The sequence below is a fragment of the Pseudomonas sp. GP01-A4 genome, assembly GCF_058780865.1.
This window is the reverse complement of record NZ_JBYSWF010000003.1, coordinates 1-23,194: the sequence shown is the minus strand read 5'-3', so window position 1 is coordinate 23,194 and position 23,194 is coordinate 1. Positions and strand designations below refer to the sequence as shown.

22 protein-coding genes are annotated in these 23,194 nt (G+C 63.0%); 9 read left to right on the top strand and 13 right to left on the bottom strand.

All coding sequences use genetic code 11. The annotated features are described in order from the left end of the window. Window positions 1-33 precede the first annotated feature (33 nt). Complete coding sequence (locus AC3WKX_RS03150; protein ID WP_102604951.1) at window positions 34-1,362, bottom strand: aminotransferase-like domain-containing protein; 1,329 nt, start codon at window positions 1,360-1,362, stop codon at window positions 34-36. Between the two features lie 91 nt (window positions 1,363-1,453). Here AC3WKX_RS03150 and AC3WKX_RS03145 point away from each other — a divergent pair, with 91 nt between their 5' ends. Further along, complete coding sequence (locus AC3WKX_RS03145) at window positions 1,454-2,344, top strand: DMT family transporter (RefSeq protein WP_102604952.1); 891 nt, start codon at window positions 1,454-1,456, stop codon at window positions 2,342-2,344. Window positions 2,345-2,347: 3 nt separating this feature from the next. Here AC3WKX_RS03145 and AC3WKX_RS03140 read toward each other — a convergent pair whose 3' ends face one another. Beyond that, on the bottom strand, window positions 2,348-2,902 hold the full coding sequence (locus tag AC3WKX_RS03140) for a YceI family protein (protein ID WP_173883028.1): 555 nt from the start codon (window positions 2,900-2,902) through the stop codon (window positions 2,348-2,350). 118 nt (window positions 2,903-3,020) lie between these two features. On the opposite strand from AC3WKX_RS03140, the gene AC3WKX_RS03135 reads away from it, so the two are divergent. Both AC3WKX_RS03135 and yghX read left to right on the top strand, forming a co-directional pair. Then, on the top strand, window positions 3,021-3,515 hold the full coding sequence (locus AC3WKX_RS03135) for a PaaI family thioesterase (RefSeq protein ID WP_102604954.1): 495 nt from the start codon (window positions 3,021-3,023) through the stop codon (window positions 3,513-3,515). Window positions 3,516-3,559: 44 nt separating this feature from the next. Beyond that, window positions 3,560-4,447 carry a YghX family hydrolase gene (yghX, locus tag AC3WKX_RS03130; RefSeq protein WP_003215079.1) on the top strand — a complete coding sequence of 296 codons (888 nt, stop codon included), beginning with the start codon at window positions 3,560-3,562 and terminating at the stop codon, window positions 4,445-4,447. A 140-nt stretch (window positions 4,448-4,587) separates the two neighbouring features. Here yghX and AC3WKX_RS03125 read toward each other — a convergent pair whose 3' ends face one another. After that, window positions 4,588-5,772 (bottom strand): DUF2252 family protein, encoded by a 1,185-nt coding sequence (locus AC3WKX_RS03125; protein WP_102604955.1) that lies wholly within the window; start codon window positions 5,770-5,772, stop codon window positions 4,588-4,590. 224 nt (window positions 5,773-5,996) lie between these two features. Between AC3WKX_RS03125 and AC3WKX_RS03120 the strand changes: the two genes are divergently transcribed. From AC3WKX_RS03120 to AC3WKX_RS03110, 3 genes are all read left to right on the top strand, one after another. Continuing rightward, window positions 5,997-7,259 carry an aspartate aminotransferase family protein gene (locus AC3WKX_RS03120; protein ID WP_102604956.1) on the top strand — a complete coding sequence of 421 codons (1,263 nt, stop codon included), beginning with the start codon at window positions 5,997-5,999 and terminating at the stop codon, window positions 7,257-7,259. Then, the gene (locus AC3WKX_RS03115) at window positions 7,256-8,758 is read left to right on the top strand and encodes an APC family permease (RefSeq protein ID WP_087695002.1); all 1,503 of its coding nucleotides are present in this window, start codon (window positions 7,256-7,258) and stop codon (window positions 8,756-8,758) included. Before AC3WKX_RS03120 ends, AC3WKX_RS03115 begins: the two co-directional genes overlap by 4 nt. 72 nt (window positions 8,759-8,830) lie before the next feature. Beyond that, a complete protein-coding gene (locus AC3WKX_RS03110; RefSeq protein WP_102604957.1) occupies window positions 8,831-9,406 on the top strand; it encodes a DUF1349 domain-containing protein in 576 nt (191 codons plus the stop codon). Here the strand turns inward: AC3WKX_RS03110 and AC3WKX_RS03105 are convergent, their stop codons facing one another. Beyond that, on the bottom strand, window positions 9,407-10,300 hold the full coding sequence (locus tag AC3WKX_RS03105; protein WP_003215068.1) for a LysR family transcriptional regulator: 894 nt from the start codon (window positions 10,298-10,300) through the stop codon (window positions 9,407-9,409). Window positions 10,301-10,490: 190 nt separating this feature from the next. Beyond that, window positions 10,491-11,366, bottom strand: coding sequence for a LysR family transcriptional regulator (locus AC3WKX_RS03100; protein WP_102604958.1), 876 nt, complete (start codon window positions 11,364-11,366; stop codon window positions 10,491-10,493). A gap of 133 nt (window positions 11,367-11,499) precedes the next feature. Here AC3WKX_RS03100 and ampC point away from each other — a divergent pair, with 133 nt between their 5' ends. Next, window positions 11,500-12,654 (top strand): class C beta-lactamase, encoded by a 1,155-nt coding sequence (gene ampC / locus AC3WKX_RS03095; protein ID WP_102604959.1) that lies wholly within the window; start codon window positions 11,500-11,502, stop codon window positions 12,652-12,654. A gap of 74 nt (window positions 12,655-12,728) precedes the next feature. On the opposite strand, the gene dctM is transcribed toward ampC, so the two are convergent. From dctM to AC3WKX_RS03055, 8 genes are all read right to left on the bottom strand, one after another. After that, window positions 12,729-14,009, bottom strand: coding sequence for a C4-dicarboxylate TRAP transporter large permease protein DctM (dctM, locus tag AC3WKX_RS03090; RefSeq protein WP_003215062.1), 1,281 nt, complete (start codon window positions 14,007-14,009; stop codon window positions 12,729-12,731). Next, a complete protein-coding gene (locus AC3WKX_RS03085) occupies window positions 14,009-14,641 on the bottom strand; it encodes a TRAP transporter small permease (protein ID WP_003215060.1) in 633 nt (210 codons plus the stop codon). Before AC3WKX_RS03085 ends, dctM begins: the two co-directional genes overlap by 1 nt. A gap of 175 nt (window positions 14,642-14,816) precedes the next feature. After that, on the bottom strand, window positions 14,817-15,800 hold the full coding sequence (gene dctP, locus AC3WKX_RS03080; protein ID WP_003215057.1) for a C4-dicarboxylate TRAP substrate-binding protein DctP: 984 nt from the start codon (window positions 15,798-15,800) through the stop codon (window positions 14,817-14,819). A gap of 222 nt (window positions 15,801-16,022) precedes the next feature. Then, window positions 16,023-16,838, bottom strand: a complete 816-nt coding sequence (locus AC3WKX_RS03075) for an HpcH/HpaI aldolase/citrate lyase family protein (RefSeq protein ID WP_003215055.1) — start codon at window positions 16,836-16,838, stop codon at window positions 16,023-16,025. A gap of 14 nt (window positions 16,839-16,852) precedes the next feature. After that, entirely contained in the window at window positions 16,853-18,049 is a 1,197-nt protein-coding gene (locus AC3WKX_RS03070; RefSeq protein ID WP_102604961.1) for a CaiB/BaiF CoA transferase family protein, read from the bottom strand. Window positions 18,050-18,058: 9 nt separating this feature from the next. Then, window positions 18,059-19,408 carry an MmgE/PrpD family protein gene (locus AC3WKX_RS03065; protein ID WP_008436239.1) on the bottom strand — a complete coding sequence of 450 codons (1,350 nt, stop codon included), beginning with the start codon at window positions 19,406-19,408 and terminating at the stop codon, window positions 18,059-18,061. A gap of 10 nt (window positions 19,409-19,418) precedes the next feature. Continuing rightward, on the bottom strand, window positions 19,419-20,582 hold the full coding sequence (locus AC3WKX_RS03060) for an acyl-CoA dehydrogenase family protein (protein ID WP_087694986.1): 1,164 nt from the start codon (window positions 20,580-20,582) through the stop codon (window positions 19,419-19,421). Window positions 20,583-20,613: 31 nt separating this feature from the next. Beyond that, window positions 20,614-21,432, bottom strand: coding sequence for an HTD2 family dehydratase (locus tag AC3WKX_RS03055; RefSeq protein ID WP_102604965.1), 819 nt, complete (start codon window positions 21,430-21,432; stop codon window positions 20,614-20,616). Between the two features lie 202 nt (window positions 21,433-21,634). Between AC3WKX_RS03055 and AC3WKX_RS03050 the strand changes: the two genes are divergently transcribed. Together AC3WKX_RS03050 and AC3WKX_RS03045 are read left to right on the top strand one after the other, a co-directional pair. Next, window positions 21,635-22,546, top strand: a complete 912-nt coding sequence (locus tag AC3WKX_RS03050; protein ID WP_008436234.1) for a LysR family transcriptional regulator — start codon at window positions 21,635-21,637, stop codon at window positions 22,544-22,546. 34 nt (window positions 22,547-22,580) lie between these two features. Further along, entirely contained in the window at window positions 22,581-23,066 is a 486-nt protein-coding gene (locus AC3WKX_RS03045) for a GFA family protein (RefSeq protein ID WP_087694984.1), read from the top strand. Window positions 23,067-23,194: the final 128 nt, after the last annotated feature.

The following is a 23,194-nucleotide window of genomic DNA, read 5'->3' as shown; positions in this document are numbered from 1 at the left end:
TTCCCACGCAGAGCGTGGGAACGATCCGGCCCCCTAGCACGCCTCCACCGCCCAGCGCACTTTCACCAACGCCTCGCGCAGCACCTCCCGGTCCACCGACCCCAGCGCCACACGCAAGGCATGGGGCACGTGGGCCGAGACGGCAAACGGCTCGGCCGTGGACACCGAGATATTTTCCCGTGCCAGCGCCATGGTGATCTGATCGGCGCGGGCATCTTCCGGCAACGGCAACCACAAGAAATACGAAGACGGATGGCGGATAACATTCAAGCCCGCCAACACCTCATCGGCCACCGCCTGGCGCGCCTGGGCGTCCTTACGTTTTTGCGCTTCAAGCTGCAGCACCGTGCCGTCGTCGATCCACGCGGCAGCCACCGCAGTCATCACCCCCGGGGTGTTCCAGGTGGTGGCCATGACCGTACGTTCCAGCGCCGCCATCCACTGCTGCGGAGCGGCGACAAAACCCACCCGCAGGCCGGTGGCAACGCTCTTGGAAAGCCCCGACACATACACCGTGCGTTCCGGTGCCAGCTCGGCCACCGGCGGCGGCGGGTCCTCGGCTAAAAACGCGTAGGCAGCATCCTCGATCAGGATCAAATCATGCTGGCGGGCAATCGCCACCAGGTGCTCGCGCTGCTCCCTGCTCATCACCCAACCCAACGGGTTATGCAGGGTCGGCATGCTGTACACGGCGCGTACCGGGCGCCGGGCGCAGAGTTGTTCAAGAAAGGCCAAGTCGGGGCCCGTCGCGGTCACCGGGATCGCGACGATTTCCAGGTGCAGCGTCTCGGCCAGCACCTTGAACCCGGAATAGGTCAGCGCATCCACCGCCACCACATCGCCGGGCTTGAGCAGCGACATCATGGTCACCGCCAGCCCATGCTGGGCACCGCTGACGATCAGCACCTGCTCGGCCTGCACCGTCAACCCACGACTCAGCAGATGACGCGCCACCGCTGCCCGCTCATGCAGCCGGCCGGCGTGAGGCTGATAGCGCAGCAGCGCCGCCAGGTCGCCGGACAACGCCAACTGGCGCAATGCGGTGCGCAGCAGGTCGGTCTGGCCCGGCAGCGACGGGTAGTTGAAGTTGAGATCGATCATGCCCGCCGCCACCGCGATCTGGCCGACGCCCTGCCCCGGCGACAACGCGATTTCCCGCACAAAGGTTCCGCGCCCGGTTTCACCACTGACCAGGCCCATGGCCTCAAGCTCGGTGTACACCCGGCTGGCCGTGACCAGCGCCAGGCCATGGCTGGCGGCCAACTGGCGGTGCGTCGGCAACCGGGTGCCCGCCGCCAGCGCGCCCGAACGGATATCCCTGGCGAAGGTGTCCACCAATGTCTTGTAGCGGGCGCGGGGCATAGGCGATGTATCCATGACAATTTTTTGATTGTCTTGATAGTGAATCATAGGATGCGCAGGACGCAACTTATCCCTATCGAGCCCTACACCCATGGAACGAACCACCCACCTCAACACCCGGGAAAACAACGCCAGCGGCTGGATCAACGGTTTGATCGGCGTGGTGATCTTCAGCGGCTCGCTGCCGGCCACGCGCCTGGCGGTGCTGGAGTTCGATCCGGTATTCCTGACCGTCGCCCGCGCCACCATCGCCGCCCTGCTCGGCCTGTGCCTGCTGTGGCTGTTCAAGGAAAAAACCCCGGCCCGCAGTCAGTTGCTGCCCCTGGCAATCGTCGCGCTGGGCGTGGTGATCGGCTTTCCTTTGCTCACCGCACTGGCCTTGCAGTACGTCACCAGTGCCCATTCCATCGTATTTGTCGGCCTGCTGCCTTTAGCCACTGCGGTCTTCGGCGTATGGCGCGGCGGCGAGCGGCCCAAGTTGGTGTTCTGGCTGTTTTCGATCCTGGGCAGCCTGCTGGTGGTGGGCTACGCGGTTGCCCAAGGCCTGAGCGCTGCGCCCGCCGGGGATTTGCTGATGCTGTTGGCAATCCTGGTGTGCGGCCTCAGTTATGCCGAAGGAGCCAAACTCTCGCGCACCCTGGGTGGCTGGCAGGTGATCTGCTGGGCGCTGGTGATCGCGCTGCCGATTGTGGCCCCGCTGACGGCGATCCTCGCCCCGGGCACTTTCGTGAGCATCAGCCTGCCGGCCTGGCTGAGCCTGGCCTATGTGTCGCTGTTCAGCATGCTGATCGGGTTTGTGTTCTGGTACCGCGGGCTGGCCCAGGGCGGCATTGCCGCCGTCGGGCAATTGCAGTTGCTGCAACCGTTTTTCGGCCTGGCACTGGCGGCCACGCTGCTGCATGAGCAGGTGAGCCTGGGCATGCTGGGGGTGACCGTCGCGGTGATTGCGTGCGTGGCGGGGGCCAAGAAGTTCGCCCGCTGACCATCAGCGTTCAGGCGCAACCATCTTGAACTTGATGACAATCGCATTGGACACCACGCTGTCCGCCCACTCCCCCGCGCCGATCCTGAAGTCATCGCGCTTGAGCACGAATTCGCCGTCGAATATGCCAATGCCGCTCTGCTCCTTGAGGGCCACCTTGACCTCCACCGGCCGGGTCTGGCCCTTGAGGGTCAGGTTGCCGCTGAACAGGTAACGGTTGTCGCCCAGGTCAGTGATGTGGGTCGAGGTGAAGGTGCCCACCGGGTAGGTCGTCATGTCGAACCAGCCGGGCTTGGGCAGTTCGGTGTTGGCGTCGTCGCTGCCGGCATTGATGCTCGGCAGCTGGATGGTCAGTACGGTGCTGGCGGCGGCCGGGTTTTGCGTGTCGAAATTCAGGGTCGCCGAATAGGTGCCAAACGTGCCGTACACCTCTTGGCCCATCTGGTCATAGGTGAAGCTGATGGTGCTGGCCGTCGGATTCACGTCGGTGTATTCCACGGCGTACGCGTTAGACAAGGTGGCGAGGGCAAGGACGACCGCTGGCAATCGAGATTTCATGGGATTCTCAACCGGGAATGAACACGCTGTGCACTGCTAACAGCGTAGGCGCTGGATTTATTCACGCGCCTGGCATTAGGCTCGTGCCTCGACGGAACCCAAACAACAAGGAGCCACGATGCCCGCGCTTTCCCTGCAAGACACCACCGCCCCCGAAGGCGTCTGTTATGGCTGCGGCAGCAGCAACCCCCACGGGCTGCACATCAAGAGCCGCTGGGACGCCGACGGCATCCACGTGATCGCCGAGCACCAGCCCGACGCCCGATACAGCGGCTGGCCAGACCTGGTCTATGGCGGTCTGATCGCGATGCTGGTGGACTGCCACTCGAACTGGACCGCCATGGCCTACCACTACCGGGCCGAGCAACGCGAACCCGGCAGCCTGCCGCGTATCGACTGCGTCACCGGCAACCTGGGAATCAAATTCATCAAGCCGACACCGATGGGCGTGCCGCTGACCTTGCGCGCAAGAGTCGAAGGTGACGTGGGGCGCAAAAGCCGCGTGGTGTGCGAGGTGTACGCCGATGGCGTGCTGACGGCGATTGGCGATTCGGTCTTCGTGAGGGTCGACACCGGGCAACTGGCCGCCGCGGCCCATGGCCGGGAAGCCTGATACTGGTCTACATTCAGTCCCACCGCTAATCGAGGACGCTACCGATGACTCGTCTGACCGCCAAAGACTTCGCCCCTGAACTGCTGGAGCTTTACGATGGCTACGCCCACGGCAAGATCAACCGCCGGGAATTTCTCGACCGCGCAGCACTGTTCACCTTCGGCGGGCTGACGGCCTCGGCCCTGCTCGCCGCCCTGAGCCCCAACTACGCCCTGGCCGAGCAGGTGAAATTCACCGACCCGGAGATCGTCGCCGACTACATCACCTACCCGTCACCCAAGGGCAACGGCACGGTGCGCGGCTACCTGGTGCGCCCGGCCAAGGCCAGCGGCAAGGTGCCGGCGGTGGTGGTGGTGCATGAAAACCGGGGGTTGAACCCGTATATCGAAGACGTCGCCCGTCGGTTGGCCAAGGCCGGATTCATTGCCCTGGCGCCGGATGGCCTGACCTCGGTGGGCGGCTATCCCGGCAATGATGAGAAAGGTGTGGAGTTGCAACAGAAAGTCGATCCCGAGAAGCTGATGAACGACTTTTTCGCGGCCATCGAATGGTTGATGCACCACGATGCAAGCACCGGCAAGGTGGGCATTACCGGGTTCTGTTATGGCGGCGGCGTGACGAATGCGGCGGCCGTGGCTTATCCGGAGCTGGGTGCGGCGGTGTCGTTTTATGGGCGCCAGCCGGAAGCCAAGGATGTGCCACGGATCAAGGCACCGATCATGTTGCATTACGGTGAGCTGGATACGCGGATCAATGAGGGCTGGCCGGCGTATGAGAAAGCGTTGAAGGCGGCCGGCACGACCTATGAGGCGTTTATCTACAAGGGCGCCAATCACGGCTTCCACAACGATTCGACGCCAAGGTATGACGAGGCGGCGGCGAATCTGGCGTGGGAGCGGACGTTGGGCTGGTTCAAGAAATACCTGGTGTAACCCGCCCTCCAAAACACCACCCAACTCATGTGGGAGCGGGCTTGCTCGCGAACGCGGTGTGTCAGTCAGCTGATGTTTGACTGATCCACCGCTTTCGCGAGCAAGCCCGCTCCCACAGGGGACTTTCAGCGTTCTTGAGGTCAGTGCTCCAGCGCATACCGCCGGCAATGATTCAAATACCCTTCCTCATGGCTCCCCACCAACTGCACCACACTGGTCCACAGCCACGAAGGCGCATCCAGTTGCCTGGAGCGGTTCTCTTGCAACAGCGCCATCCAGTCCTTGCGCGTATCCCGGTCCATCTGCCGCGCATGGGCCACGCCGACCACCCGCGCCAGGTACCCGGCCGCGTGCATCGCATCAATCTCGCTCAGCTCATCCAGTTCCAGCTTCATGTCCTGGGGCAGCAGTTCGCGGATGAAAAACCCGTGATCCAGAAACCGCGTGGCCAACATCCGCTCCCCCAACGCCGGTGACAGGTGCCGCGCGCCCTCCACCACCCGCCGGCCGTTATCCCGAGGCATTTTTGCCCGGGCCGCACGCGGCGCCGCAGCGCCTACCGCTTCCTTGATGTCGAGCAGGCAGTATTCCTGATCAGACTTGTCCCCTACTCCCAGCAACACCGCATAACGCAGCAATCCAAGGGAGCTGCAACCCTTGACCCAATAGGCCGAGTCCAGCAGCTCAACCTCGGCGTCGTTGGAGCGGCCTTTGAGCGAAGTCACCAGCCGGTGGATTTCATCCGACGCGCACAACGTTTCAAGGGCTGATTTTTCCGCCCGCGACAACGACCAGAAATGCTTGCCCAGCGGAATCGTCGGCCGGGTGTTTTCAATACGTTCGCGAGCCAGATTCTTCCAGGTGCGCTCCACCGCACTGCGCATCCCGGCCTTGACCTGGGACGGGCGCGGCGGTGCCTCGTCGGGCTTGTCCTTAAACGCCTGCGCGTAGCCCACCATCATCTCTTCAAGCATGCGGGCGGTGGTCACCCCCGGCAGGTCCGAACCCCGCGCAGCGGTGGCCAGGGACAACGCCAGGCGCACCAGGTCATGGGCCGGATTGCCGATCACCGCCTGGTCAAGGTCACGGATATGCATGTCGATCCGGCCCTTGGTATCGCCCGTGGGCCCAAGGTTACCGGCGTGGCAGTCGCCGCAGATCCAGATCGCCGGCCCGTGGGGCAAGCGCCGGCCGCGCTGGCTGTGCAGCCACTCGTAGAACTGCACCGTACTGCCCCGGACATACGCGTGGGCGGAGCGCGCCATCTTCAGGTTGCGCAGTTGCGTGAGGTGGGGCATTCGCGAAGAGGGACGCGGAATTTTCATAGAAGTACTCGTCGTGGAGATACGGTAGAGGCTGGCCCGCGACAAATGTTTCATTTTGTTTCAGAGGATTCTATTAATAAGCCACGCCAATCAATCCCACTGCAATCGGTCTTTCTATTCCTCCCGTCCCCGGGACTAGCATCGGGTCAACTCGATGCAGCGAGTCACAACCCTAACTGCACACATCCCCAAACACTGCCGCCCTAACAAAAGAGATAACGCAGATGAATGAAGTGATGAACACCGCACCCGCCAAGATCAACCTGGTCAAGGCCCGAGGCTCGCTGGTATGGGACGACCAGGGCAAGGAATACATCGACTGTACCGCCCAGGCCTGGTCGAACAATTTGGGGGCCAATGACCCCCGGGTGGTGGAAGCCGCCGTCGCGCAATTGCGCGAAATGACTCACATCCGCCCCAACTTTGGCTCACCGGCCCACACCCGGCTGGTGAAGAAGCTGCGGGAAGTCTCCCCGGGCGCCCTCAACCAGATGGGCTTTGCCCTGCATGGCAGCCTCGCCGGTGAAATGGCGATGAAACTGGCTTTCAAGAACCGCCCCGGCGCACAGAACCTGCTGGTGCTGCAGGACGGCTACCACGGCCGCTCCCTGGCCACCCTCGGCGCCAGTTGGCCGCACCCGAACAATCCGTTCCTGGCGATCCAGCCACGTTTCACCCGCGTCCCCCACCCCAACCCGTACCGCACGCGCCTGGGCATGGACCCGGAAACCGAGTCGCAGCTGTGCCTTGGCCTGCTGGAAGAAACCATCCTCAAGGGCGTCGACGGTGGCGTGGCAGCAGTGATGATGGAACCGATCCAGGGCAATGGCGGGCATATCGAGTTCCCCCGCTCCTACTACAAAGGCGTGCGCGAGATCTGCGACCGCCTCGGCGTGCTGCTGATTTTTGATGAAGTGCAGACCGGCTTCGGGCGCATGGGCACTATGTTCGCTGCGGACTATTACGATGTGCTGCCCGACATCATCGTGTTCGGCAAAGGCGTCGGCGGCGGCTTCCCGCTGGCCGGGATCCTCGCCGATGACAAGCTCAAGTGGTTCGACGAAGGTGAAGAAGCCCTGACCTTCGGCCACTTCCCGGTCTCGCTGGCCGCCGGCTACGCCACGGTGGAAGCGATCGTCGCCGACAACCTCTGCGAAAAGGCCCGCGACTCCGGCGACTACATCACCGCCCGCCTCAAGGACATGCAAACCCGCCACCCGCTGATCGGCGACGTGCGCTGCCCCGGGCTGATGGCGTCCATTGAGCTGGTCAAGGACCGCACCACCAAGGAACCGGCCTGCCGGGAATCCCAGGAGGTGTATCTCCTTGGGGTGGAGCGCGGCGTATTGTTTGGCGAAAGCCGCTACGCCGGGCTGGGTAACCTGATCAAGGTCAAGCCTCCGCTGGATATCGAACGCCCGTTGCTGGCCAAGGCCCTCGATGTGCTGGACGAGGTGATCGGCATCATCGAGGAGCAACGGCCATGAGCACATTCGTTGAAAACACCGTAACCGCCCCGCCGAATGCCCAGGCCCCGCTGTCCAGCGACGACGCCGACCTGGCCAGCCTCGGCTACGAGCAAAAGATGCACCGCACCATGAGTTCGTTCACCTCGTTTGCCTTGGCCTTTTCCATGGTCTCGATCAACACCGGGGTGGTCACGCTGTTCGCCGACCCGTTCAACCGCGTCGGCGGTATCGGCATCCTTTTGTGGCTGCTGGTGATCCCGCTGGTGTGCTGCATCGTCATGGTCTACTGCCACCTGGCCGGGCGCATTCCGCTTACCGGCTACGCCTACCAATGGTCCAGCCGGTTGGCGGGCAATCACTTCGGCTGGTTTACCGGCTGGGTCGCGTTCACCTCGTTTGTCGCCGGTACAGCCGCCACCTCGGCGGCCATCGGCACGGTGTTCGCGCCGGAGATCTGGGCCAACCCGACACAGGGCCAGATCCAGGGCCTGAGCATCGGTGCCACGCTGGTGGTAGGCCTGCTGAACATCTGCGGGATTCGCCTGGCCACGCGGATCAACGACATCGGCGCGATCATCGAAATCATCGGCACGGTGCTGCTGGCGATTGCGTTGTTCTTTGGGGTGTTTTTCTTCTTCGAGCACACCCAGGGCGTGGCGATCCTGACCTCCGCACAACCGGTCAGCGGCGGCACCCTCAGCTTCACCACCCTCGCCCTCGCCACCTTGCTGCCGGTCTCGGTGCTACTGGGCTGGGAGGGCGCCGCCGACCTATCCGAGGAAACCAAGGACCCACGCCGCGCCGCGCCCCGGGCGATGATTCGTGCGGTGCTGGTGTCCAGTGTATTGGGCTTCGTGGTGTTCGCCTTGCTGAGCATTGCGATCCCGGGGTCGGTCAGCGAGCTGCTCAGCCACAGCGAAAACCCGGTGATCAATATCGTGCGCCTGCAACTGGGCAACGCCGCCGGCGTGGGCATGATCGTGATCGCCTTCGCCTCGATCCTCGCCTGCCTCATCGCCAACATGGCGGTGGCCACGCGCATGACCTTCGCCCTGTCCCGGGACAACATGCTGCCGGGCTCCAAGGTGCTGGCGAAGATCAACCCGCACTTCGGTACGCCGGTCGCCGCCATCGTGCTGATCACCGCCATTGCCGTGCTGCTGAACCTGGCGAGCGGCGGGTTTGTCACGGCGATCTACTCGATGGTCGGCCTGACCTACTACTGCACCTACCTTCTGACACTGATTGCCGCGTACCTGGCCTATAAAAATGGCCGGATGCCGGGGGCGCCTGCGGGGGTGTTCAGCCTGGGCAAGTGGTTGTTGCCGATGATCGTCCTCGGCGGCCTGTGGGCCATCGCGGTGATCCTGACCCTGAGCGTGCCCGAAGAAAGCCACACCGGCGCCATCACCACCGGGGTTACACTCGGGGTCGGCGTGCTGTGGTGGTTGTTTTCGCTGCGCACGCGCCTTAACAATGGCACCGCCGGGCCGAGCGGCAAATTGCTCGACCACTAGCCGCTGATTGCAGCCAAACAACAAAACCCCGGACGCCGGGGTTTTGTCTTGTCACCTTCAAGGAGCTTCCCGATGTTTGAACAGGCCAGTTGGCTCAATCAACCCCAGCAATGGAGCCGAGAAGGCGAGCGCCTCAAGGTGCGCACCGATGCCAGCACCGATTTCTGGCGCGAAACCCACTATGGTTTTGTGCGCGACAACGGGCATTTCCTGTTTGTTGAAACCGACGGTGACTTCACCGCCCAGGTCAAGATCCACAGCGCGTTTACCCACCTGTATGACCAGGCCGGGTTGATGGTGCGGGTGGATGAAGCGCATTGGGTGAAGATCGGTGCAGAGCTGTCCGACGGTGTGACGCTGTTGAGCAGCGTATTGACCGATGGCGTGTCGGACTGGGCCACCGGTGTGTTCCCGGGTGATCCCGAGGCGTTCTGGATTCGCGCCACCGTGGCCAAGGGCGTGCTGCGCGTGCAGGTGTCGGTGGATGGTGTGAGCTGGCCATTGGTGCGCCTGGCGCCGTTCCCCGTGGCTGCGTCGTATCAGGTGGGACCTTATTGCTGCACGCCGGAACGTGGCGGGCTGGAGGTGGAGTTTTCCGAGCTTCAGGTAAGTGCGCCCAACGGCAAATCCCTGCACGACCTGTCCTGACTAACCCCGGCTGCTCGCCACTTCCATCGCCAACTCGGCAAAGTTGCGCGCCGCCACACTCGGTTGTGGCGGCAAGGCGACCGCCACTTCACACATCGGCATATCGCTGATCACCGGGAAGGCCAGGCCGGGCCGCGCATAAAAGCGTGCGGTGGACAGCGCGGTGATACTGATCCCGCGCTCCGACGCCACCGCCTGCAACTCGGTCTCCACCGTCGAAGCTTCATGGACGATCCGCGCCGGCTGGCCATCGCGGTACGCGTCGGCGGTCCAGAAACTGCGCCACACGCCCACTCCCGGTGCAGCAATGATCGGCTCATCCAGCACATCGTAGATGCTCACGCTGCTCTCCCCGGCCAACCGGTGGCTGGACGCCAGGCACGCCACGCAGGGTTCGGTCACCAGGGTGTGCAACTCGATGTCCGGCAGGCCCAGTGGCGGGCGCAGCACCGACACGTCCATGCCCTCGTCGATCCCGGCATGGGGCGAGCCGAAGTCATACTCGCGCACCACCAGTTCGATCTCCGGGTAGCGCTTGGCGAACACGCTGAGGATTTGCGGCATCAAGTCCACACCCGCGCCGATCAGGAAGCCGATATTCAATGAGCCGCGTACGCCGCGTGCATGTTCGTGGGCGGTGCGTACCAGGCGGCTTACGCCATTGACGATTTCCCGCGCCTCTACCAGCAAGGCCAGGCCGGCTTCGGTCAGTGCTACGTTGCGGGTGTTGCGTTGGAACAGTTGTACGTCCAGCAGCGCCTCAAACTGGCGGATGGTCTGGGACAGCGCCGGTTGCGAGACATGCAGACGGGTCGCGGCGCGCACGAAGCTGAGCTCCTCGGCCACCACCACGAAGGCCTTGAGTTGACGGATGTCTACGCCGGAAGTTTGCATTGCAGCCTCTTATGATCAGTGGCAGACCGAGTGGGAGAATAACCTGTGGCGAGGGAGCTTGCTCCCGTTGGGTTGCGCAGCGACCCTGAAACCATCCGCCGCGTTCTTGCTGAACTAACACCGTCGCTTCTTTGGGGCCGCTACGCAGCCCAGCGGGAGCAAGCTCCCTCGCCACAGCGTCGACCCAACCTCAGTGCATGGCCACTTCACGCAACCACGTCTTGAACGCCAGCATCGCCGGCGTCTCGGCCCGTGACTGCAAGCGCGTCAGCCAATAACTGCCGGTGGTGATGCCGATCTCGAACGGCTGGCGAATCACGTCCGTCGCCAACTGCCGGCTGAACATCATCGCCGGCGCCAGGGCCACCCCCGCCCCTTGCAGCGCCGCCTCCATCATCGCCAGGGACGAGTCGAAAACGATACTGCGCGGCACCAGCGTGTCGGCTGGCAATCCCGCGGCCTGGAACCATTGCGTCCACTCATCCGCACGATATGAGCGCAGCAGCGTGTACTTCAACAGGTCCGCCGGAGCCTGCAATTGCCGAGCAAGTTGCGGCACGCACAGCACCGTCAGCGGCGCCTCCAGCAATTGGCACGCCTCGGTGCCGTGCCACGCGCCGGAACCAAACCGGATTGCGTAATCCAGGCCTTCGGCCGCCACGTCGACGCGGTTGTTGTTGGTGGACAGGCGCAAGTCGATAAACGGGTAGCGCGCCTGGAAATCCGCAAGCCGCGGCAACAGCCAGCCCACCGCAAAGGTGCCCACCGCGCCTACCGTCAATACTTCGCGGTAATGCCCACCTTCAAACTGGCCTAAGGTTTGAGCTATCCGGTCGAAGGATTCGCGCAACACCGGCAGCAGGGTCTCGCCCTCGCTGGTGAGCATCAGGCCCCGGGGCAGGCGTTTGAACAGCGTGACATTGAGCTGCGCCTCCAGGCTTTTCACCTGGTGACTGACCGCCGCCTGGGTGACGCACAGTTCAATCGCCGCCCGGGTAAAACTCAAATGCCGCGCAGACGCCTCGAAGGCTCGCAGCGCGTTGAGTGGCAAATGGGAACGGAGCATGGCTTGACCCTAATTTTTCTAATGGCTGTTGCGAGATATCATCGTTTGCCGCGGGATCACAAACTGCCTAGATTTGCGGCGCCTGCGCAGGCAACGGTATTCACCCGATCACCTTCATGGAAGTCACGTCATCATGTACACATCCCTTTTTCCAACCGTGCGCAACACCGCGATATTCGCCTTATTGCTCGGCGCAGGCAACTGCATGGCGGCTACCGACATGCGCCAGGTCGTGGACAGTACTGTCCAGCCCCTGATGCAGCAACAGGACATCGCCGGCCTGTCGGTGGCGATCGTACAGAACGGCAAGGCGCAATACTTTAACTACGGCGTCGCCAACAAGGAGAGCAAGCAGCCCGTCACCGAAAACACCCTGTTTGAAATCGGCTCGGTGAGCAAGACCTTCACCGCCACCCTTGCCGGCTATGCCCTGGCCAACGGCAAGCTGAAGCTGTCGGACCCGGCCAGCCAATACCTGCCGGCATTGCGCGGCGACACGTTTGACCACATCAGCCTGCTCAACCTCGGCACCTACACCGCAGGTGGCTTGCCCCTGCAATTCCCCGATGAGTCCGATAACGCCGGCAAGATGATCAGCTACTACCAGCACTGGAAACCGGACTTCGCTCCCGGCACCCAACGCCTGTATTCCAACCCGAGCATCGGCCTGTTCGGCCACCTGGCAGCGCAAAGCCTGGGCCAGCCGTTTGACCGGTTGATGGCGCAGACCCTGCTGCCGAAACTCGGCCTCAAGCACACCTTTATCAGCGTACCCAAGTCACAAATGAACCTGTACGCCCAGGGTTACGACAAGGCCGGCAAACCGGTGCGCGTCGGGCCTGGCGCCCTGGACGCCGAGGCCTACGGCATCAAGACCAGCACCTCGGACCTGATTCAGTACGTTGAAGTGAACATGCACCCGGCGAAGCTGGAGAAGCCGCTGCAACAGGCGATTGCCGCAACCCACACCGGCTACTACACGGTGGATGGCATGACCCAGGGCCTCGGCTGGGAGATGTACCCCTACCCAATCACGCTGGATGCATTGACGGAAGGCAACTCGGCACAAATGGCCTTTCAGCCCCACAAGGTCAACTGGCTGACACCACCGCAAGCGCCCCATGCCGACACGCTGGTGAACAAGACTGGCGCCACCGGTGGTTTTGGCGCCTACGTGGCGTACGTGCCGAGCAAAGGCCTGGGGGTGGTGATCCTGGCGAACAAGAACTACCCGAATGCCGAACGGGTAAAAGTGGCCCATGCGATCTTGAGTGCGATGGATAAATAAATCCCTGCACACCTCAAATGTGGGAGCGGGCAAGCCCGCTCCCACATTGTTTTGTGGCGTGATTCAAGTTGGGTTTACATCCCCAGCCAATGCGGCAAGGCCAGGGAGATGAACGGCAGGTAAGTCACCATGATCAGGAACACCAGCAGGATCATCAGCCACGGCAACGCCGCGCGGATGGTCTGCCCCAGCGTCAGCCCTGTCACTGCCGAGGTCACAAACAGGTTCAACCCCACCGGCGGATGCACCAGGCCAATCTCCATGTTGACCACCATCACAATTCCCAGGTGAATCGGGTCGATCCCCAGCTTCATCGCAATCGGGAAAAAGATCGGCGCCAGGATCAGCACGATTGCCGATGGCTCCATAAAGCTGCCCGCCACCAGCAACACCACGTTGACCATGATCAGGAAACCAATCGGCGTCAGGCCCTCGGAGATCACCCACGCGGTGATTTCCTGGGGAATCTGCTCTGTGGTCAGCACGTGAGCGAAGAGCATGGCGTTGGCGATGATAAACATCAGCATGATCGCCAGGCGCCCGGACTCCAGCAGCACCTTGGGGCAATCCCTGATCTTCATGTCCTTGTAGATGAACAGCGCGACAAACGCCGAGTACACCGCCGCCACCGCCGCCGCTTCGGTCGGGGTGAACATGCCGCTGTAGATCCCGCCCAGGATGATCACCAGCAGCAACAGGCCCCAGAATGCCCGGCGGGCGCAGGTCAGCCACTCGCGAAAGGTCGCCCGTGGCTGGGCCGGCAGTTTCTTGATGCGCGCGACGATGTAGATCGCGACCATCAACATCAAGCCCAGCAGCAGGCCCGGAATCACCCCGGCCATGAACAGCTTACCCACCGAGGTTTCCGTGGCGGCCGAGTACACCACCATCACGATCGACGGCGGAATCAGGATGCCCAGGGTACCGGCGTTGCAGATGATCCCGGCGCCGAATTCCTTCGGGTAGCCCGAGCGCACCATGCCCGCCACGGCAATCGAACCCACCGCCGCCACTGTCGCGGGCGAGGAGCCCGACAGTGCGGCAAACAGCATGCATGCCAGCACCGCCGCAATCGCCAGCCCGCCGCGGATATGCCCGACGCAGGCGTTGGCAAAGTCGATCAGCCGCTGCGCCACGCCACCGGTGGTCATGAACGCACCCGACAACAGGAAGAACGGAATCGCCAGGAAGGTATAGGCGTCCGAGGTTTCAAACAGCTTGATTGCCAGGGAACTCACCGAGTCCGGGCTGAACATCAGGATTGACACCGCGCCCGACAACCCCAGGGAAATCGCGATGGGCACACCGAGGAACATGAACACGAACAGCAGCAAAAACAGACACAGAACGGCCATCAGTGACGCTCCTCATGGCTGCCGGCCAACTTGCTGGCTTCACCGGCTTCGTCGGCCAGGCCCAGCCCGGTTTGGCGGTGGGTGAAGATGCGGTAGAAAATTTCCAGGTAGCGGATGAACACCAGGGCAAAGCCGATGGGCACGATCACCACGATGTCGTCGACATCGATGCCGAACTTGTCGAGGTCTTCGGCGCCGATGTGCGCGGTGGTGACCGCACTCAGCCATTTGTAGCTGGCAACCATGAACAACCCGGCGTAGGCCAGGCAGCACAGGCAAGCCAGCATGCCCAGCAGGCGCTGCACCCGGCGCGGCGTCAGCTTGACCAGCGCGTCCACGCCCAAGTGGCCGGCGGTGCGCACGCCGTAGGAGATGCCAAAGAAAATCAGCCAGCCGAACATGGCCTTGGTCAGCGCCACGCTCCAGGTCATGTCCTGGGCCCAGCCCATGGTGTGGTCACCCAGGGCGTTGAAGAAACCGCTGCTCCACGCCCACTTGTCGGCAAGGGCAAAGAACAGGGTGTAGATGTTGTTGAGCATGACGTAGACAAAAGTCACCAGGGTCATGGCGGCCAGCAGGATGGCGATAAAGCCTTCCTCCAGGTGCTCCCAGACGCGCCTTAGCGTTTGCATGGCAAAACCTCGCGAAGCGGAGATAGGTGTGTGCAAGGCTTGGAGGCGGGAACCGGATCAAAATGTGGGAGCGGGCTTGCTCGCGAATGCAGTCTTTCAGTTGATGCATTCGGTGACTGATACACCGCATTCGCGAGCAAGCCCGCTCCCACATTTGATCTCGGTGCTCTCCAAATTACTGGTTCGACGCGTCGGCCGCCTTGATCAGGTCAGCGCCGATTTCACCTTCGAACTTCTGCCACACCGGGCGCATGGCTTCGCGCCAGAGCTGGCGTTGCTCGGGCGTCAGCTCGATGATTTCGCTGGTCTTGGCGTCGATGATCTTCTGCTTGGCCGACTGGTTCAGCGCCTCGGCCTGCTTGTTCACCTCGACGGTGACTTCAACCATGACCTGGTCCAGAGTGGTGCGTACATCCGGCGGCAGGCCGTTCCAGAACTTGGCGTTGGTGATCACCATGTAGTCGATCAGGCCATGGTTGGATTCGGTGAAGTACTTCTGCACTTCGTTGACCTTCTGGCTTTCATAGTTCGACCAGGTGTTCTCGGTGCCGTTGACGGTGCCGGTCTGCAAGCCCTGGTACACCTCGGCAAAACTCATCTTGCGCGGGTTGGCGCGGATCGCCTTGAACTGCTCCTCCAGGACGCTGGAGGCCTGCACGCGGAACTTCAGGCCACGGGCATCCTTGGGCTCACGCAATGCCTTGTTCGCCGACAGTTGCTTGAGGCCGTTGTGCCAATAGGCCAGGCCGAGGATGTTCTTGTCTTGCATCGAGGTCAGCAGCGCCTTGCCCTGGGCCGCCTGGAAACGGTCGACCGCCGCCAGGTCGTTGAACAGGAACGGCAGGTCGTAGATCTGTACTTGCTTGGTGTACTGCTCAAACTTGGCCAGGGACGGCGCCAGCATCTGCACGTCGCCCAGCAGCAGCGCTTCCATTTCCTTGCCGTCGCCGAACAGCGAGGAGTTGGGGTACACCTCGACTTTCACCCGGCCGGGCAGGCGTTCTTCAGCGAGCTTCTTGAACAGCAAGGCGCCCTGGCCTTTGGGGGTGTTTTCCGCGACGACGTGGGCGAACTTGATCACGATGGGGTCGGCCGCCTGGGCCAGGCCCGCGGCAAACAAGGTGGCGGCGCAGAACAGCGCCCGAGAAAGCTTGAGCATGGAAAATCACCTTCTTATTGTTGTGTTATAGGGCAAGGTGCCTGATGTCACGCGTATAGAGAATTTCGAATTTTAGATACCTGCGTTCGGCGTGGACGAACGCCGACTTCGCAAACAACGGGGATCCATTGTGGGAGCGGGCTTGCTCGCGAAAGCGGTGTGCCAGTCACCGGATGCACTGGCTGACCCACCGCTTTCGCGAGCAAGCCCGCTCCCACATTTCTACGGTTGCGCGGCTAATAATCGTTGGGCCCGCAACAACACCGGTGCATCCACCATCTGCCCGTCCAGCTGATACGCCCCGGCCCCATGGGCACCAGCGTCCACCACCCGTTTGGCCCAGGCCAGATCCTCGGCACTGGGGGCCAACGCCTGGTGAATCACCGCCACCTGCTTGGGATGGATACACAGCGCGCCGGCAAAGCCCATTTCATAGGCATGCCGAATCGAACGGCGCAGGCCTTCGGGGTCGTCGATGGCCGGGTGCACGCCGTCCAGCGGCGCCACCAGCCCGGCGGCGCGGGAATGCACGATCAAGGCAAGGCGAGCCTGGTCGAGGGCAAATTGCGCGGCCGGGGAGCCGCTGCTCAGGTTCAAGTCCAGCGCCAGGTCCAGGCCACCAAACGACAGGCGCTCCACCAGCGGCGCATGGGCGATTTCCGCCACCGCCAGCAAACCCCGCGCACTCTCGATAATCGGCCAGATAGCCTTTCCCGTTGCAGCCACCACGGCCACCTGGGCCGCACTTTCAACCTTGGGCAGCAACACCCCCGCGACCCCGGCGTGGGCCTGACAGAACGCCACATCGGCAAAATGCTCGGGATGCTCCGGCGCGTTGATCCGCACCCACACCCGCGCCGCCGGCGTCGCCTGCAAAAACACCCCGAGGTTGTCCCGGGCCTGACGCTTGAGCGGCTCTTCCACCGCGTCTTCAAAATCCACAATCACCGCATCGGCGCCACTGGCCAGGGCCTTGGCAAAACGTTCCGGTCGGCTGCCCGGTACAAACAGCGCAGAGCGCACAAGAGAGGTTGGCATCGTTCGATTCCTTGTCAGATAACGCCGCGTGCACGCAGGCCGTCGATGGCTTCAGCGGAGTAACCCAGCTGGTCGAGAATCCCTTGGCTGTGCTGCCCCAGCCCCGGCACTGCATCCATCCGCGGAATGAACGCGGCATTGCGCGCCGGTGGCAGCAACGACGGCAACTTGCCCGCCGGGCTGTCGACTTCCCGCCAGCTGTCCCGGGCCTTGAGCTGCGGGTGGTCCCACACGCCTTGCATGTCGTTGACTCGTGCACTGGCGATTTGCGCGTCTTCCAGGCGCTGGATCACGCCCTCGGCGCTCATCTGCGCAAAACGGTCGACGATGATCTGGCGCAGCACGTCGCGGTTTTCCGAACGCTTGAAGTTGGCCGAGAAACGCTCGTCGGTGGCCAATTCCGGGGTGAGCAGCACCTTGTCGCAGAACGCCGCCCATTCCCGCTCATTCTGCAACCCGAGCATCACCGTGCCGCCGTCGCCGGTGGGAAACGGCCCGTAGGGGTAGATCGTCGAATGCGCCGCACCCGCGCGCGGTGGCTGGGGCGCGCCGTCGAACGCGTAATACATCGGGTAGCCCATCCACTCCACCAGGCTTTCCAGCATGCTGACGTCGATGCGACTGCCCTGCCCGGTCTTGCCCCGCAGCAGCAGCGCCGAGAGGATGCCGCTGTAGGCGTACATGCCGGCGGAGATATCGGCGATGGAGCAGCCGGCCTTGGCCATCTGGTCTTCACCCGGGCCACCGGTGACCGAGAGAAAGCCGCCTTCGCTCTGGATCAGCAGGTCGTAGGCCTTTTTCTTTTCATACGGGCCACCCTCGCCATAGCCGGAGATGTCGCAGACGATCAGCCGCGGGAAGCGCTCATGCAGCGCCTCGAATGACAAACCCATGCGCGCGGCCGCGCCCGGTGCGAGGTTCTGCACCAGCACATCGGCATCGGCCAGCAGGGTTTCCAGGATGTTCCCGGCATCGTCGTGCTTGAGGTCCAGGGTCAGGCTTTCCTTGGAACGGTTGGTCCACACGAAATGCGAGGCCAGGCCGCGCACGCGCTCGTCATAGCCCCGGGCAAAGTCGCCCGCCCCGGGACGTTCGATCTTGATCACCCGCGCGCCCAGGTCGGCCAACTGGCGAGTGCAGAACGGTGCGGCAATCGCGTGTTCCAGGCTGACAACGGTGATGCCGTCCAGCGGTCGTTGATTAGCGGTCATGACAGTTCCTTAAAGCCAGTGAGCCAGGGACGCGGCGTTGCGCAGGTCCCAGACTTTTTCGATCAGCCCGGTGGTTTGTGCGGGTGTGCGGGCACCGCTGAATTGAGTCAGGCGCTGGAACTTGTCGGCCAGCTCCGAGCGGTTCAGGGTGTTGCCCGGGTCGCCCTTGGGTTCGTCGATGGCGCCGTGCAGGGTGCGACCATCGGCGGTGGTCACGATCACCCGGCCCAGCCAGCGCTGCGGATAGGCACCGTCGACTTCGGCGTCGAGGGTCATGGAGACCTTGTCGCGAAACGCCGCCACGTCCCCGTCGCTCAGCGCCAGCTCGTGAAACTCGGTCAGCCCGGCCTTGCCATGCACGGCAATCAACCCCAGCACGGTGCCCATGGAGAACTTGGCCTGGTGCACGGTCTGCGGCAGCGTCACCCGGCCCAAAACGTCGATGGCGCCCTGGTGAACGCGGGTTTCCACATGGGCGATCTGCTCATGGCCCAGCCCTTCGCGCTGCATCAGATCCAGCAGCGCATCGGCGGCCGGATGGGTATGCCGGCATGAAGCATGGAACTTGAACGACGTTTCCAGCAGCGCCCAGCGACTGCCGAGGCGATCCGACAATTTGCCTGGGTCGGCGTCGGTGGACATACCCGCCGCCATCCCCTGATCACCTTCCAGAATATTGCGCGCACCGGTCAGCCCGTCCGCCGTCAGATACGCCGCCAGCAAACCATCGGCAGCGGCCTTGGCAGTGTGCAGTTGCTTGGAGTCGGCGGCATCCCGCAGGAACTCCCACAGCCCGGCCGCCTGAGTGCCGGCACTGCCCAGCAAATTGATGAATTGCTCTTGGTTGAAGTCGAGCAATTTGCCCACGGCCACCGCCGCCGCGAGAGTGCCGACGGTGGCCGTGGTGTGGAAGATCCGGTAGTGGGAGCGGCCCATGAACTCACCGATGCGAATCCCGGCTTCGTAGCCGGCCACCGAGGCCAGCAGCAGCTCGCGACCGGACTTGCCGAGGTCTTGCGCCGCCGCCAATGCCGCCGGAAACACCACGGTCGCCGGGTGCAATACCGAGCTGTTGTGCAGGTCATCCTGCTCCACCAGGTGCGACGACGCGCCATTCACCAGCGCGGCGAAATAGGCACTGCTGCTGCCGCCGTTGACGATGATCTGCGCCGGGCCATCAGCCGGGCCCATCCTGCGGGCATAACGTTCGAACAGCGGGATCGGATGCGCGCCCTTGCTGGCCAGCGCCGAGGCGAGCCAGTCGAGGAACAGGTCTTCGGTGCGGGCGAGTACGGCGTCCGGCAATTGTGCGTAATTCAACTCGGCGAGGAACCGGCACAGCGCTTGGGTATGGCTCATGGTCGGGCCCTCAGAAGCTGCGTGGCAGTTCGAGCAGATGCTCGGCCACGTAGGACAGGATCAGGTTGGTGGAGATCGGCGCAACCTGGTACAGGCGGGTCTCGCGGAACTTGCGCTCCACGTCGTATTCGCAGGCAAACCCGAAGCCGCCGTGGGTTTGCAGGCAGGCGTTGGCCGCCTCCCAGGAAGCCTTGGCCGCGAGGTACTTGGCCATGTTCGCGCTGGCCCCGGCATTGGCGCCGCTGTCGTATTCCTCACAGGCACGCCAGCGCATCAAGTCGGCCGCTTCGATCTCGATATGGGCTTCGGCAATCGGGAACTGCACGCCCTGGTTCTGTCCGATGGGCCGACCAAATACCACGCGGTCGCGGGCATAGGCGCTGGCTTTCTCGATAAACCAGCGGCCATCGCCGATGCACTCGGCGGCAATCAGCGTCCGCTCGGCATTCAAGCCGTCGAGGATGTAGCGAAAGCCCTTGCCCTCCTCGCCAATCAGGCTGTCCAGCGGCAACTCCAGGTTGTCGAAGAACAGTTCGTTGGTCTCGTGGTTGACCATGTTGGCGATGGGCTGCACGGTCAGGCCGTTGCCGATGGCTTCCCGCAAGTCCACCAGGAAGATCGACATGCCTTCGGATTTTTTCTTCACCTCGGCCAACGGCGTGGTGCGGGCCAGCAGGATCATCAGGTCGGAATGCTGCACCCGCGAGATCCAGACTTTCTGGCCATTGATCACGTACTTGTCGCCGCGCTTGACTGCGGTGGTCTTGATTTTGGTGGTGTCGGTGCCGGTGGTGGGCTCGGTCACGGCCATCGACTGCAGGCGCAATTCGCCGCTGGCGAGCTTGGGCAGGTAAAAGCTTTTCTGTGCTTCGCTGCCGTGACGCAGCAAGGTGAACATGTTGTACATCTGGCCGTGGACGGTGCCGGAGTTGCCACCGCAGCGGTTCACTTCCTCCAGTATCACCGAGGCTTCCGCCAGCCCCAGGCCGGAGCCGCCGTAGGCTTCCGGGATCATTGCCGACAGCCAGCCGGCGTCGGTCAGGGCCTTGACGAAGGCTTCCGGGAAACCCTTTTCTTCATCGACCTTGCGCCAGTAGGCGGCGTCGAATTCGGCGCAGAGTGCGCGCACGCCTTCGCGGATGGCATTCAGTTCTTCGTTGTCATTCGGGTTCATTAACGGCTCTCCGCCTGTTGTTCTTGGAGGTTTATTCGAAATGCAGTTCGGCGCGCTGGGCCAGGCCGTCGGCGTTGCCCGCCCACAGTTCCGCGACGCCCGGCGCGGTGACGTGCCCGCCCACTTCAAAGGCTTGCGGGGCAATCAACGGGCGCACGCCGCGATACGAGAAACGGCGCAACGTGGCCGCGGGGTTGGCGCGGCAAAATGCGCGCAGGCTCAAGGTGGCGATTAGCGGCCCGTGCACCACCAGCCCCGAATAACCTTCGGTGCCGGTGACATAGGGGTAGTCGTAGTGAATGCGGTGGCCGTTGAAGGTTACGGCGCTGTAGCGGAACAACAGGGTTGGCGTCGGGTCGACCGCTTCACGCCAGGCGCCTTCGAGGAGCGCGTCACCACTGCCCTGCTTGGGCGGCGTGGGTTCGCGGTAGACGATGTCCTGTTCTTCGCGCAGGGCCAGGCGGCCGTCCTGGGAATAGTCGTGGCGCACGGTGACGAACAACAACGAGCCGGTGCGACCGGTTTTTTCTTCCACCTGGGTGATGGTCGAAACGCGGGTGGCGGCCTCACCGGCACGCAATGCATGGAAGAACTCGATGCGCCCGCCGGCCCACATGCGGTTGCGATTATCGGCCGGCGGCAGGAAGCCGCCACGGGCCGGATGACCGTCACCGCCCAGGGCGGACTCGGGCAGCGGGTCCTGGAAGAAGCACCATTGCCACAAGGGCGGAACCGGCTCGCCATCTGCCGGTGCCGCTTCGCCAAAGGTGGCGGCGATGCGTTTGAGCAGGTTGTGGCTCAAGTGGTCGTGGGCTGTTTCGCTACGGCCGATCCAGTCTGTGGCGCTCATCAGGTGCATGTCCTCGGGCAGGGAATCTGAACCGGATCATGCTGGGCCCTGGCCGTTCTGAGAATTTGCATTTCAATAAAGCAGCGTTCGGCTATGCTGAACGCCATCGCCCATAAAAAGATCTCAAGAACCCGGATGATCAATGTGGGAGCTGGCTTGCCTGCTCCCACATGGGTTCTTCGTCGCTGCCCCGGAGCCTTGCATGCACTTTGATCTGGCTGACTTACGCCTGTTTATCCATATCGCCGAATCCCCCAGCCTGACCCAGGGCGCCAAGCGCGCGTTCCTTTCGCCGGCCGCCGCCAGTGCGCGGATCAAGGCCCTGGAGGGCCAACTCGACACCCGCCTGTTGTACCGCGACAGCCGTGGTGTGGAAATTACCCCGGCGGGCGAACGGCTGCTGCACCATGCGCGGCTGATCATGCGCCAGGTGGATTACCTGAAAAGCGAGTTCACCCAATACGGCATCGACTCGGCCGGGCATATCCGCATTTTTGCCAACACCACCGCCGTGACCGAGTTTCTCCCGGAGGTGCTGGCCGGCTTCCTGTCCCAGCGCCCCGGCGTGACGGTGGACCTGCAGGAGCGGCTGTCGCGGGATATCGTGCGGGGCGTGCTGGATGGCACCAGCGACATGGGCATCATCGCCGGGCCTGTGGAAGCGTCGGGTTTGCAGGTGCTGCACTTCAGCACCGACCACCTGGTGCTGACGGTACCGGTGGGGCATCCGCTGGCGGGCCTGCCTTCGGTGACGCTGGAGCAAACCCTGGCTTATCAACATATCGGCTTGCATGACGGCAGCACGTTGCTGAGTTTCCTGCGTGAGCATGTGGAGCGGCTGGGCAAGCACTTGTCGTTGCGCATTCAAATGTCGAGCTTCGAGGCGATCTGCCGGATGGTTGAGGCGGGCGTGGGGATCGGCATCATTCCCGAGTCGGCGGCGGTGCGGCACAGCCGGACCATGCAACTGGTGACGGTGAAGCTGGATGAAGTTTGGGCAGTGCGCGAGCGCAGTATTCTGGTGCGGGAGCTGGAGGCGTTGCCGGGGACGATTCGGGCGTTGATCGCGACCTTGATGCCCGAGATGGAACCGCCCCGGCTGCCGGGCGCCTAAGCTAACGTTGCCCTTTTGCGAAGGAGATCTGGTCATGCAGCTTGAAGGTTCCTGCCATTGCGGCGCGGTTTCGTTCAGTCTTGAGAGTGCGCATCCCTACCCTTATCAGCGGTGTTATTGCTCGATTTGTCGCAAGACCCAGGGGGGTGGCGGGTATGCGATCAACCTTGGGGGGGATGCCAGGAGCCTCAAGGTGCGGGGGCGCAAGTTGATTTCGATTTATCACGCGCGGATGAAAGAGCCGGGGGATAGCCGGGCGCATGCGAGTACGGCTGAGCGGCATTTTTGTTCGCAGTGTGGGTCGGGGTTGTGGTTGTTCAGTCCGCAGTGGCCGGAGTTGATTCATCCGTTTGCTTCGGCGATTGATACGCCGTTGCCGGTGCCGCCGGAGCATACGCATTTGATGCTGGGGTCGAAGGCGCCGTGGGTTGAGGTGAGTGTTCGCGCGGGGGACCTGGAGTTTGAGGAGTATCCAGAGGAGTCGATTGCCGAGTGGCATGAGCGGTTGGGGCTGGGTTGATTGATTAAGTGAGTGAGTGAGTGAATATCCGTTATTTGGGTGATGGCTGAGATTGGTTCCGCTCTTACAGCGGCTCACTTTTGAAAAGCGCAAAAGTAAGCAAAACGCTCTTGCCCCACCACTCGGCA

Bases quoted from the DNA above. Each gene is read 5' to 3' on its own strand.
- AC3WKX_RS03145 (WP_102604952.1), top strand. From the start codon at position 1,454: ATGGAACGAACCACCCACCTCAACACCCGGGAAAACAACGCCAGCGGC.
- AC3WKX_RS03075 (WP_003215055.1), bottom strand. From the start codon at position 16,838: ATGCCAACCTCTCTTGTGCGCTCTGCGCTGTTTGTACCGGGCAGCCGA.
- yghX (WP_003215079.1), top strand. From the start codon at position 3,560: ATGACTCGTCTGACCGCCAAAGACTTCGCCCCTGAACTGCTGGAGCTT.
- AC3WKX_RS03105 (WP_003215068.1), bottom strand. From the start codon at position 10,300: ATGCAAACTTCCGGCGTAGACATCCGTCAACTCAAGGCCTTCGTGGTG.
- ampC (WP_102604959.1), top strand. From the start codon at position 11,500: ATGTACACATCCCTTTTTCCAACCGTGCGCAACACCGCGATATTCGCC.
- AC3WKX_RS03125 (WP_102604955.1), bottom strand. From the start codon at position 5,772: ATGAAAATTCCGCGTCCCTCTTCGCGAATGCCCCACCTCACGCAACTG.
- dctM (WP_003215062.1), bottom strand. From the start codon at position 14,009: ATGGCCGTTCTGTGTCTGTTTTTGCTGCTGTTCGTGTTCATGTTCCTC.
- AC3WKX_RS03100 (WP_102604958.1), bottom strand. From the start codon at position 11,366: ATGCTCCGTTCCCATTTGCCACTCAACGCGCTGCGAGCCTTCGAGGCG.
- AC3WKX_RS03110 (WP_102604957.1), top strand. From the start codon at position 8,831: ATGTTTGAACAGGCCAGTTGGCTCAATCAACCCCAGCAATGGAGCCGA.
- AC3WKX_RS03070 (WP_102604961.1), bottom strand. From the start codon at position 18,049: ATGACCGCTAATCAACGACCGCTGGACGGCATCACCGTTGTCAGCCTG.
- AC3WKX_RS03115 (WP_087695002.1), top strand. From the start codon at position 7,256: ATGAGCACATTCGTTGAAAACACCGTAACCGCCCCGCCGAATGCCCAG.
- AC3WKX_RS03150 (WP_102604951.1), bottom strand. From the start codon at position 1,362: ATGCCCCGCGCCCGCTACAAGACATTGGTGGACACCTTCGCCAGGGAT.
- AC3WKX_RS03120 (WP_102604956.1), top strand. From the start codon at position 5,997: ATGAATGAAGTGATGAACACCGCACCCGCCAAGATCAACCTGGTCAAG.
- AC3WKX_RS03055 (WP_102604965.1), bottom strand. From the start codon at position 21,432: ATGAGCGCCACAGACTGGATCGGCCGTAGCGAAACAGCCCACGACCAC.
- AC3WKX_RS03045 (WP_087694984.1), top strand. From the start codon at position 22,581: ATGCAGCTTGAAGGTTCCTGCCATTGCGGCGCGGTTTCGTTCAGTCTT.
- AC3WKX_RS03135 (WP_102604954.1), top strand. From the start codon at position 3,021: ATGCCCGCGCTTTCCCTGCAAGACACCACCGCCCCCGAAGGCGTCTGT.
- AC3WKX_RS03140 (WP_173883028.1), bottom strand. From the start codon at position 2,902: ATGAAATCTCGATTGCCAGCGGTCGTCCTTGCCCTCGCCACCTTGTCT.
- AC3WKX_RS03050 (WP_008436234.1), top strand. From the start codon at position 21,635: ATGCACTTTGATCTGGCTGACTTACGCCTGTTTATCCATATCGCCGAA.
- AC3WKX_RS03065 (WP_008436239.1), bottom strand. From the start codon at position 19,408: ATGAGCCATACCCAAGCGCTGTGCCGGTTCCTCGCCGAGTTGAATTAC.
- AC3WKX_RS03060 (WP_087694986.1), bottom strand. From the start codon at position 20,582: ATGAACCCGAATGACAACGAAGAACTGAATGCCATCCGCGAAGGCGTG.
- AC3WKX_RS03085 (WP_003215060.1), bottom strand. From the start codon at position 14,641: ATGCAAACGCTAAGGCGCGTCTGGGAGCACCTGGAGGAAGGCTTTATC.
- dctP (WP_003215057.1), bottom strand. From the start codon at position 15,800: ATGCTCAAGCTTTCTCGGGCGCTGTTCTGCGCCGCCACCTTGTTTGCC.